The sequence below is a fragment of the Fibrobacter sp. UWB5 genome (assembly GCF_002210295.1).
Classification (GTDB): domain Bacteria; phylum Fibrobacterota; class Fibrobacteria; order Fibrobacterales; family Fibrobacteraceae; genus Fibrobacter.
The window spans coordinates 153,742-164,389 of the sequence record NZ_MWQH01000007.1; the positions used below are offsets into that span (position 1 = coordinate 153,742).

Annotated in this window: 7 protein-coding genes; 5 read left to right on the plus strand and 2 right to left on the minus strand. The window is 50.8% G+C overall.

Annotated elements, in window-relative coordinates; all coding sequences use genetic code 11:
* Positions 1-8: 8 nt before the first annotated feature.
* The 5 genes from B7989_RS11070 (at position 9) to B7989_RS11090 (ending at position 9,271) form a co-directional block, all read left to right on the plus strand.
* Positions 9-3,587, plus strand: a complete 3,579-nt coding sequence (locus tag B7989_RS11070) for a fibro-slime domain-containing protein (protein WP_233144382.1) — start codon at positions 9-11, stop codon at positions 3,585-3,587.
* A gap of 115 nt (positions 3,588-3,702) precedes the next feature.
* Positions 3,703-5,364 carry a carbohydrate-binding protein gene (locus B7989_RS11075; RefSeq protein ID WP_088628554.1) on the plus strand — a complete coding sequence of 554 codons (1,662 nt, stop codon included), beginning with the start codon at positions 3,703-3,705 and terminating at the stop codon, positions 5,362-5,364.
* A gap of 108 nt (positions 5,365-5,472) precedes the next feature.
* Complete coding sequence (locus B7989_RS11080; protein WP_088628538.1) at positions 5,473-8,091, plus strand: carbohydrate-binding protein; 2,619 nt, start codon at positions 5,473-5,475, stop codon at positions 8,089-8,091.
* Positions 8,092-8,282: 191 nt separating this feature from the next.
* On the plus strand, positions 8,283-8,828 hold the full coding sequence (locus tag B7989_RS11085; RefSeq protein ID WP_088628539.1) for a glutathione peroxidase: 546 nt from the start codon (positions 8,283-8,285) through the stop codon (positions 8,826-8,828).
* Positions 8,829-8,836: 8 nt separating this feature from the next.
* Positions 8,837-9,271: a MarR family winged helix-turn-helix transcriptional regulator gene (locus B7989_RS11090; RefSeq protein WP_088628540.1), complete on the plus strand. Its 435-nt coding sequence runs from the start codon at positions 8,837-8,839 to the stop codon at positions 9,269-9,271.
* On the opposite strand, the gene B7989_RS11095 is transcribed toward B7989_RS11090, so the two are convergent.
* Together B7989_RS11095 and B7989_RS11100 are read right to left on the minus strand one after the other, a co-directional pair.
* Positions 9,258-9,500, minus strand: coding sequence for a DUF1016 N-terminal domain-containing protein (locus B7989_RS11095; protein WP_158212902.1), 243 nt, complete (start codon positions 9,498-9,500; stop codon positions 9,258-9,260). The genes B7989_RS11090 and B7989_RS11095 overlap by 14 nt on opposite strands.
* A gap of 198 nt (positions 9,501-9,698) precedes the next feature.
* A complete protein-coding gene (locus B7989_RS11100; protein WP_144265039.1) occupies positions 9,699-10,385 on the minus strand; it encodes a DUF3800 domain-containing protein in 687 nt (228 codons plus the stop codon).
* Positions 10,386-10,648: the final 263 nt, after the last annotated feature.

Sequence of the window (10,648 nt, forward strand, 5' to 3'; positions counted from 1 at the left end):
TAAATTGGGTGAATAAGTTCAAAATGGCGGCCTTGGCCGCCGCTTTGGGTACAGGCGTTGCCTCGGCAGAAAAGACGGTGGTGTTTTTTACGCCGTGGTCGAATACCAATGCGGTCTTGTTCATGAACGGCGATTCCGTGGCGACAATGACTGCGTTAGACAATTACTGCGGTTGGTTCAAGGCGACCGTCGACGCACCCGAAAAGAACTTCAACGTTTACTTTAAGCAGACCGTTGGCCTGAATTACGTGGGCGCCGAAGGCATGGTGACCGAAGAACCCATGACCGCGGGCGAAATTTCGCTCGATTCCGTGGCCGCGCTTTCGGACACCATTTGGGTGCAGGGTTACAAGACCGACGTTCCGGCGCAGTTTTCGAGCTACCCTGGCGTACTTGGCGATTGTCCGCTCAAGAAAATTCCCGTGACCGTTTACGACTGGCTGCACGGTACCAAAGGCGACGGCAACGGCAGCGGCAAAAATGGTGACCCCGCAAACGGAGTCAGTGCCGACTTTGGTTCGGGCGGATGTTCCGGCAAAGACAAGGCTGTCACAGGCATGGTCGAATACAATCTCGGCGAAAACGGAGTCCCCGTGCGCGCAGACCCGTTCCCCGAAAAATGCAAGATTACGGAACATCTCGACAGTTGGTTTTTGCCCGAAGTCATTGCCAAAGACGACGAAGGCAACGAATACACCAACATGACTTGCCGCGACCTTTATGTGTCCATGGACGACGAAGGATTCTGGCTTGCTGAAGTTTCCAAAGACCAGATTTCTAAAGGCAACGAGGCTAATTCAGATGGCATGTTCCTGCTGGACGATTTTGAATTTCTCGACGAAGCGAAGACGGTTCCGAACCCTTATTACGACCAACTGAAGGGAACAAAAATCGGAAAGCATAACTTCGGCTATGCCGCAAAAATCCAGGCGACGTTTGAATACGTTCCGGGGCAGTATTTTGATTTTTACGGTGACGACGATGTGTGGGTGTTTATCGACCACCGCCTGGCGGTAGACATTGGCGGGCAGCACGGTCAGGTAGCGGGCGCTGTGGATCTCGATACCATCGGGCAGAATACGGGTGACAAACTTGTTCCCGGCAAAATCTACGACTTCCATATTTTCTATGTGGAACGCCATACGGGCTCTTCGAATTTCCGCATGCGTACCTCGATCGATTTGCAGGTCGATGCGTCAATCTTCTTGTCGTCGGACAATCGTGACGGCGGCACCACTTACGAAGTCTGGCAGATCAACAAGAAAAACAAACTTTCTTGCAACTTTGATGCAAATTCTACCGAGCTCGATACGACCGGTGGCGTGTCTACCTTCAAGCTTACGGGCGGAAATCTCGCAGGGCCAGAAATTCTGGGCATTGGCACCCATTACGAAGGTATCAAGATTACGAGCGATTCTACGTTCTCCATTGACTCTGCGGCGATTGTTTCTAGCTTTGCGCTTGTCCCCGGCCATTACTTTTTAGAGATCACGCTCAAGGCGGACCCGAGTCAAATGGTGAAGGTCGAAATTACGGTGCCCTCGTACTCTGTGCCGAGTGTCGCGTTTGCAAAAGAAGACTGGACGATTCTCGGTAAAGAGGTTTCGGGCGACACCGCCCAAATTGGCCCCTGGGCGTATGCGACTTACCAGGTGAACATTACCTTCTTTGAAGAATGGGCGAAGGTCAACAATTACAACCGCAAGATCAACCTTTCTTTCTCGAACCCGGATATCGATATTTTAGATACGGTGGGCGGCAAGAAAATCAATGTCGTGACTCTCGATGAAAACGGTCGCGCCACGTTCTACGTACATGCGAATTCCCCTGTGTCGGGCGTGAACCTTACGGCCAAGGGCGCTGCAGCGGGTGTTTCGTTGTGGAGTAACTTGAAATTTGCCGAACCGCCTGCACCCCGTGTAGAACGCGCCATTGTGGTAGATAGAAACGGTGACGGTCGTGCGGATAGTTTGTATGTGCATTTCGAGCGCTCTATCATGGGCAATAGCCGACTTGATTCAATCCAGTTTACTTTTGGCGAATCGTTCTTGCCGACATCGAAATTCAAGTTGATAAACGAAACCGATATCGCGATTACGGCCGAAGACATGACCGGCGAAGGTTGCAGCAAGAGCGTTTGCGGCTTTGGCAGCAGGCAATTTACGGGCGATGCGTCCGGTGTTTACACAGGGACTTTGAACAATTGGTTCACCTACGAAAACGAAGGCGAAGTAAGCAACTTCTACATCGAAAATGAACCGGTAAGCGATGGCATTGGCCCCATTATTCTTGCGGCTTCGAAAACCGAAAGCAAAGACGGAAGCAGAATCTTGAACATTACCTTTAGCGAAGCGATTACAGATGAATCGAGGGCGGCCTTTGCCGAGATGTTTGAATTCACCTGCATACGTTCGGGCTCGAATCAGGTACCCGAAAAGCCTGTATTGCAGAGCGGTTTGGGCGCGCAAATGATGCTGGTTTATGCCGTAAGCGAAATGGATGCGGTACTCCCGAATGCCGGGGACATGATCCGCTTTGCACCTCGCGGCTCTGCTCGTGATTTGGTCGGCAATGCGCCACATGCCGAAAACCCGTGGGTCGTAATTACCGGAAACCAGGACCTCGGCGTAGAAAATCCGGGCGTTGTCGCTCTCGGCGAAGACCCTTATGACATCATCAAGAATAATTCCGTAACGCAGCCGAAACTCATAACGGGCACAACGCAGACTGCCCAGCAGATTGCGGATTCCCTGGGCGTGCAAGGGTCGCTTCTTGATTTCGATATCGCGAAAATCATGGTGGAGCAAACGAAAAATGCGGTCGATGCTCTTGAAATCTTTATCAAGTCGCGCATCGGGAGCGAAACCGATTACGACACGACTATTACGAGCATTAGCGAACAAGAAGCGCTTGCGCAATTGTTCAACGATATCCGCGTGAATCTGTTAGACACGTCGTACGGATTTAGCGAACAGACCATCAATGGAATCTTGGACGGCTCCATTACCGAAGAAAACTACAAGAACTTTGTGGGCGAACAGGAACTTGGCGTGATTGCGACCATGATCGAAGCCAATATCGATGCAAGCCGCGACACGACCATTACCATAGGCGGGGTTACGACAGTAACTCAGGGCGACATGTTCGAATTGATCCGTAGCGGAAAACTGGATGCCGAACTTGCCGAGGCGGGGGTGAGCGAAAAACTAGTCGAGGCAATCAAGCGGGGCGATGTGACCGAATACAACCTCGAAGAATACCGCAGCGGCGAAAAGACGGTTGTGGCCGACAATGCAGTGGAACTTTACTACCGCACGCATTATTTTAGCCAATTTGGCCAGTATGTGGGCGGAACGTCGGGTTCCATCAAGTGTTCTGACAAAGAAGTGTACGGCGACGAAGGCTGCCTCAAAAACAAGGGGAAAGTGTTCCTGGCCTGGAACATGCGCTCCAAAAACGGGCGTTTGGTGGGTACAGGCGTCTATATTGCGCGTCTCGAAGTCAAAATTGTGGTAGACGGCAAGAATACGGTGCACCGCACGCACGATTACCTATGGGGCGTACGCCGCGGAAAATCGGGATTTTAGCCCCCCCCCATTGACATTATGTCAATAGAATCTCCTTTTAGGGGGTTCTTTTTTTGTGCCCAAAAGGTAATTTATAATCAGGTTGTTTGAAAAGGTGGAAAAGGAAGGTGTTCTTATGAAGTTTGGTTTTAAGGTCAGGCGTGCCGCCTGCATCGTTTTGGCGGCTACAGCTATTTCGACAGTGAATTCTTTCGCTGTCACAAGTCAGTTCCGCGGTGTGAACTGGGCAGATAAACGCGATAATTTCGTGTCAGACGTGCTGGTGCTTTCGGGCATGAGCCTGTCGGACAATTACCAGTCGGCATCTGTGGTGGCAGACCGCGTTATCGGGCAGTTCCAGGAGCTTTTCGGCACCAACAGCGTGCGAATTCCGGTGAACGAACCCACGATTCTCAAGTTCTGGGATACCTACACGGGCGTTATCGACATGGGTCTTTCCAAGGGCCGTATCGTGATGGGTTACTGGGGCCCCGCACAGCCTTCGGGCCCGAAAAATATGAATGATTGGTGGAGCATGTGGGCAAAAATCGTCGAAAAATACGGCGATCACCCGAATGCCTATTTTGAAATTTTCAACGAACCGCACATGTACAGCAAAACGGAACTGCGCGACCTTTACGCCCAGTGGCTGAGCAAGTTCCCGAATGTGCCGCGCGACCATATTCTGCTTGACGGTTCTGGCCTTGCCTGGAATGTGCCCGACATTGCCGACGACCCGCGCTTCGAAGGTTGCCTTTTCGCGGTGCACGAATACACGTTCTGGAACATGAGCATTACCACCGAACAGGGCTGGAAAAACAGCTTCAAGGGCAAGGTGGGCAAGTACATTGACCGCACCGTGTGTACAGAATGGGGTGGCGCCATGAGCCCTGGTGACAAGGCGGGCGTGCATTACGACTACATGGACTATAATTCTACTCCGACCAACTACTTTATGGCCTACATTCGCGGCATGTCCGATCAATTGCGCGAATGGGAAATGGGTAGCTTCTACTGGCCGGGACTCCGCGATGGTGACTGGTATAGTATGACCAAGCGCAGCGGCGAAGGGGCGAATATCAAGCTCCAAATCGTGAACCAGTCGGGCGTAGACCGCATGAAAATGGCCTGGGCCGACACTGTCGAAACGAACCCGCCAGAACGCAAGGCATACGGTGACAAGGTTGCCGAAATTCCGGGAAAAATCGAGGCCGAAAATTACGACGAAGGCGGAAACCGCTTCAGTTTCTACGACAAGGATGCCACTAACAAGGGCGAAACTTATCGCGAAGACGCTGTGGATGTCGTTACCCTGGATGGCGCGACTTGCAATGGTGACGCTTGCAAGGGTTACGCGATTGGTTACACCGAAGCGGGCGAGTGGCTTGAATACAGCGTGAAAGTCGCTGCCGATGGTAAGTACGGCGTTCGCGCGAATGTGGCGACTGCTTCCGAAACTTCAAAAATCCAGCTGCTTGTCGACGGCAAGGTGCTTCTTGATACTATCACGATCGACAAGGTCGACACGACCTGGAATGTATACAAACAAGTTGATCTCGGAGCTGCTAACCTTACTGCTGGCGAACACATTCTAAGGCTTGTCATTGCTGGCAGCTATGTGAATGTAGACTGGCTCCAGTTCTGCGAAAAAGAAACTTGCGAAGACAAAACAGGAATCCGTGCCATCGCTCCGGCGGCGGTTTCTAAGGCGGCTCCGCGCCTGCGCAAACAAGGCGGCAAGCTCTTTGTCGAAAAGAACGGAATGCGCTTTGACTTGACCGGACACCGCATCAAATAAGTGTTTCGGCATTGACAACTTGTCAATGAGAACTCCCGAAAAGGGAGTTCTTTTTTTGACTGCAAAAGGTATTTTTTTTACTGGTGTGGATTTTTCGTGAGGTTTCTTATGAATGCAAAGATTCTTTCTTTGGTGTTTGGCAGCACGCTCGCTTTTGCAGGTGCCGCCGCTGCCGCCACTCAGGCGACATTCTATGTTTCCCCTTCGGGCAATGATGCTGCCGCGGGTACAAAAGAGGCTCCCTTCAAGACCATTACGCAGGCACAAAAAGCCGTGCGCGCTATTAATGGTTCTATGACCGGCGACATCGAAGTCATTCTTCGCGAAGGTACTTACGCATTGCCCGCCACAATCGGCTTTGACGAACGCGACGGCGGTAAAGACGGCCACTACGTGCGTTATAAAGCGGCCGATGGCGAAAAGCCGCTCATTACCGGCGGCATGCAGATTACCGGCTGGACCATTCACGACGAGGCGAACAACATCTGGAAAGCCGAAGGCGTCGACGGCCGTTTCCGCCAGCTTTACGTGAACAACCGCAAGGCAGTTCGCGCATGTTTCCCCAACGTGATTGATGCAAAGGAAAAAGGCAACGGCGGTTTCGACCACGATTTCGTGCGCCTCACGAAGGTGGACTCTTCGGGCCGCGCCTTCGATGTCTCTGCCGACTACATCAAGAATATCAAGAACATCGAAGACGTCGAAATCCACTTGATGATTGCCTGGTCCGAAAACATTTTGCGCTTGGAAAAGGCCCAGGTAAACGGCGGCACCGCAAAGCTCATCCCCAAGGATCCTGAACGCACCAAGCTGTTCCACCGCGCTTTCCCCATGCTCGGCACCGCCTTCATGAGCAATCCGCCTAAGCAACAGGTTTTCTATCTCGAAAATTCCTACGACCTGATTGACGCTCCGGGTGAATGGTACCTGGACGAAAAGAATCAAACGCTTTATTACAAGCCCCGTGAAGGCGAAAGCATGGCGACTGCCCACGTGGTTGCACCCCGCCTCAATACTTTGTTCAGCGTTTTGGGTAAAGACACCAAGAACAAGGTGGGCTACATGTCTTTCGAAGGCCTGATCTTTGCCCATTCCAACTATACCCGCCCGAGCGAAGAGGGCTTCTTGGATTTGCAGGCGGCAAATTTCAATGTAGACGTTCTTCCGGATCAGAGCCGCGGAAACTGGGAAAAGCTGAACAGCAACAAGTACTTGCTGTGGCGCCCCGATGCGGCCTTCCGCGTTGAAAATGCCCATCATTTCCTGGTGCAGGGTAACGTATTCTCGCAGATTGCAGCCACCGGCCTTGACTTTGTCTCGGGTACCAATGACGACATGATCCAGGGCAATGCCTTCTTCGAAATCGGTGCTGCTGGCATTATGCTCGGCAAGTTCTATCAGGATTCCACGACTGAAATCCACATCGCCTATAATCCGAGCGACAAGGACGAAATCAGCACCCGCGATACGGTCAAGAACAACTTGGTCACTAACGTGACAAATGAACATCAAGGTGCCGTGGGTATTGGCGCCGGTTACCCCCGCTATGTGGTAATCGAACATAACGAAGTCTCTTACACTTACTACTCCGGCATTTCCATTGGCTTTGGCTGGACAAAGCAGCAGACAGCCATGACCAATAACCATGTGAACTGGAACGAAATTCACCACATTGCGCGCTTGCTTTGCGACTCCGGTCCGATTTACACGCTCTCTAACCAGGGTACCGGCAGCGAAATCCAGCACAACTATATCCACGATAACGGAACGTCCAAGTGGGCGGATTACTGGAATGTGCCCATCTACCTGGACGAAGGTTCCAGCGGCTTTACCGTGAAAGAAAACGTGTTCAAGAATTCCCCTGCAGGCGTGGGCCAGAATCAGGCGGGTCAGAATACCTTGCAACAGTCCAATAACTATTACAGCGATGACGTCGTGAACAACGCCGGTATCGAAAAGGCCTTCCGTTACATCCGCGACATCAAGGAAATTCCGCTCGCTGACTTTAACGGCGCTGTGACCCAGGAACCTTACAAGGCCATCTTTAGCGTACCGGGCTTTGTGCAGCTCGAAGACTACGATATGGGCGGCCAGAGCGTATCGTTCTACGACAAGGACTTTGTGAACGAAGGTGGCGCCTACCGCGAAGACGGTGTCGACATTGTGCAGATCGATTCTGCTGACGCCAGCAAGGGTTACGCGATTGGTTACACCCAGGCAGGCGAATGGCTTGAATACAGCGTGAACGTAGTGACTACAAGCAAGTTCGTGTTCCGCGCCAGCGTGGCAGATGGCCTTGAAGGCGGTGGCATTCGACTCTTCATTGACGGCAAGGCCGTGACCGATACCGTTGCGGTGCCGCAGACCGAAGATTGGAACACCTATACGCTCATGGATGGCGAAACTAGCGAAATCGAAAAGGGCGACCATGTGCTGCGCGTGCAGTTCACCGGTAGCTACGTGAATCTGGACTGGATCCAGTTCGCTCTCACCAAGGAAGAACTTAACACCACCGGCATTCGCAAGGTGCCGACCTACAGCATGGACTTTATGCCCAATATGCAGCGTTCGCTCAAGGTTTATGGCGCAAACGGCCGCTTTATGGGTAGCGTAGAACCGCGTGCAGGCCTTGCCCTCACCGAAACGCTCAAGGCAGCCGGCTTTGCCCAGGGTATCTACATGGTTCGCGGTTCTGGCGCCAAGGCGCTCCGTGTACAGCTCAAGTAGAGTTTACTCCTTGCCTAATTGCCACCTGGAATTCCTTCCGGGTGGCTTTTTTTTTGTAAAAAAACGGCCTTTAAGAAATTTTTTTCTTAAAACTATTGACTTTTGGTAATAAATTTTATAAAATTAGATTGTATACAATTAAATGCAGCGCGACCAAGCGCCGACACCTTCAAAAAAAACGGAGGCTCATTATGGCAACCATCTACGATTTCACCCTCACCGACGGCAAGGGTAACCAGGTCCCGCTCGCAAACTTCAAGGGCAAGGTAATGCTCATCGTGAACACCGCGACCGGCTGCGGTTTTACCCCGCACTACAAGCCCATCGAACAGATGTATTCCGACTTCCACGACAAGGGTTTCGAAGTCATCGATGTTCCCTGCAACCAGTTCAAGGGCCAGACCCCCGGCACCGACGACGAAATCCACGAATTCTGCACGCTCCATTACGGCACCGAATTCCCGCAAATGAAAAAGTCCGACGTGAACGGCCCCAACGAACTGCCGCTCTACACCTATCTGAAATCGCAGAAAGGTTTCGAAGGTTTCGGCTTTGGCGTGAAGGCCGCCGCCATGGCGCTTTTGCTCAAGAGCATTGACAAGGACTACAAGAAAAATCCCGACATCAAGTGGAACTTCACCAAGTTCGTCGTGGACCGTGAAGGCAACGTGGTCGCACGCTTCGAACCCACCGCCGACATGGACGATGTGCGCGCCTGTGTAGAGAAGTTGCTCTAGGAGACACCATGGACTGCCCCCAGCTAAAACTCGAAAACCAGCTGTGCTTTCCGCTGTATGCCGCGTCCAAAGAGATCACGCGCCGCTACGCCCCGTACCTGGAACCGCTCGACCTCACGTACACGCAGTACATTGTGATGCTCGTGCTGTGGGAAGAAAAAAAATGCAACGTCTCGGAACTCGGCAAGAAACTGTTCCTCGATTCCGGCACGCTCACCCCGCTTTTGAAAAAGCTCGAAGCCAAGGGCTACATCCAGCGCACCCGCGAACAGAGCGACGAGCGCTGCCTTTCCGTAAGCCTCACCGCCGAAGGCGAATCGCTCAAGCGCCAAGCCGCAAGCGTCCCCAAGTCCATGGCCAGCTGCGTGAACCTCTCCGAGTCCGAAGCAAAGACCTTGTACACTCTGCTGTACAAGGTTTTGGAAGGGTTCAAGGAAGGGTGAGTTGTTTCTCAAATTCTCTAACAGGTTGTTGGAGTTTTTCGCTTTCTAATTCTCCAACGGCCCGTTGGAGTTTTTGCACAGCCTCTTTCTGCGTGTAGAAACAGTACCATTTCTTCATATACCACAGATTCGACACAGAAAATCCGTCTGCATCGGGAAATTCCCGCCGCAAATCCAAACTGAGTTGCTTCACGACTCCCGAACCCCAGCGCTCCTTAATCAGAATCAATATGGATATTGTGAGATTCAATCTTTCGATTTCTCATAAAAGACCTCTCTTTAATAACAATACAAAGGCAAAAATACGCAGATGCACAACGTATGTTGAGCCTTATATTTCTAGTTTTTATGGGATGCTCTTGCGGTGCTGCTTGTCGAGTTGTCGCAAAATTTGCGACAACTGTCCCCTGAATTCGAGGGGTTTAAATTAGGCGGGGAACATTTTCTTTTGAAGAGGCTTAATGAACTGTTTTCTCAATTCACGCTTGCTATGGAATATCAGTTGTTCCGATCTGGATAACTCGCCATGTTCGCATTTTAAATCAAGCAGTTCGAGAGTGCAAATCAAGTCCGCTACTTGGAACAATTTGTAGTCGATAGGTAAGACTTTTCTATACGAATAAGTCGATAGCTCCGTTGACATCGCAAAATTCAAGATACGGTTTAACTCCGTTTGCCCGTTATCATAATATAAAACAACGTCGTCAAATTTTTGGAAAAAAGCAAGATTGTCTCGAATGAACGAAGACAAAACCTTAGCCATTTGCCCTTCTAGCAAGAAGGCATCATCAAATAATTTCTTTTCAAAGACGAATGTCCTGTATTGAATCGGGCATCTCATCGCAAAAAAGAAGAGACTTGCAAAAAGGGCTCTCCTTTTATTTGGAGGTTCGTTTGCGTAAATTTCTTCTCGGCGAATCAGCGGAGCTGTGTGAATAGCAAATTTTTCACCATAACCCAAGGAACGAACCTTCGCATCTAGGTTGCGGACCTGCTCGGAGATGTCCATAGATTGGTCATGAAGGATCATCGTGATTATGTAATAGGGCGTGATATGGTTGTAGGCACCAAAATCTCCGCTTTCATCCACAAAAATGCTAAGGCTGTTGTTCACGAACGCTTCCAAATAAAAATGGCGGGTCAGTCTGCCCGCCTAGTTAGGTTGAACCTGGGTCTTTCGACCAGTTCATTGTTAATATACCTAATTTCGGCAAAGAAGTCAAGTGATTGCTAAAATTTTATCGAAAAATCATCATTTCCTCCAAGATTCAAGATAGGTAAACTTTTCACGTAATAATATACATAATTACAAAGTCATTTTCTGGACTATGCAGGAGTTTAATAAGAGGGTAGCATAAGCTACTATATTCATTGCGC